Here is an 842-nt window from a genome sequence, read left to right on the forward strand (position 1 = left end):
TCTAAGGTACCATCCTGCATGATTTGGACATCATCACCGATGGTTACATTTAGCTGAGACACCAGTGAATCATCGCCGTCACTATCGACAGCGTATACTGGCAAGTTGAATGTTAGATCGTTATTGCCTTGAACAGGCGTGTGGTCAATCGCTTCCAGAAGCGTGAAGGCGTACTCACCCAAAGTAGTACTGCTGAAATCGAGTGTAAACACAGTGGTTTCGACATTCGAAATATCGGTCGTGAAACCAATATAATTGCCAGAGCCTGTTGGTTCCTCTCGAATCTCAATGCTCAAGCCATCGGACTTGAGCGCATTGTTAGTATTAAATTCACTTGGTTCTAAACGGAATTTTTCGACATCGTCACTTTGATTAGTGAAAGTGATGGTTTCCGTCTGACTAACCGCGCTGCCACTTGGCGATGAGCCATCAGTTAAATCAGCTTCTTCAAGTACAACGCTCGGTACCGAATCGATAGTCGGATTGTCACCATCAGTAATGGTCAGCGTAATGGCTGAAGTCACCGGATCGTTATCGAAGTCGCTTGAAGTCACTACTATCGACTTCACGATGTCTTCGCTTACCGAGTGGTCTAAATTACGATTTGGTTCAAAGCGCACTTCACCTTCAAGGGTGATATAAAGCTTACCTTCCGTAAAGCTAAACTGCTGCTCACCAGTGTCATTTTGATCAAGTGTTCTTAGTTGACCGTCATAGGTGAACTGAGTGATCGTCGCGCCATCAGCACTCTGATTTGGCATCACGTCAATGGTGTTGGTTGTGATTGTGCCATCAGCCAGATTTGGCTCGATGATATCTAACGTACCGTCTTGCATGATTTG

General features: G+C 45.2%; 1 protein-coding gene. It reads right to left on the reverse strand.

Annotation, left to right across the window (positions count from 1 at the left end; all coding sequences use genetic code 11):
• A partial coding sequence (locus tag NX845_RS23370) for a hypothetical protein (RefSeq protein WP_260257210.1) occupies positions 1 to 842 on the reverse strand: 842 nt, incomplete at both ends.

Origin of the sequence: Vibrio sp. NC2 (assembly GCF_025195005.1) — a bacterium.
Classification (GTDB): domain Bacteria; phylum Pseudomonadota; class Gammaproteobacteria; order Enterobacterales; family Vibrionaceae; genus Vibrio; species Vibrio splendidus.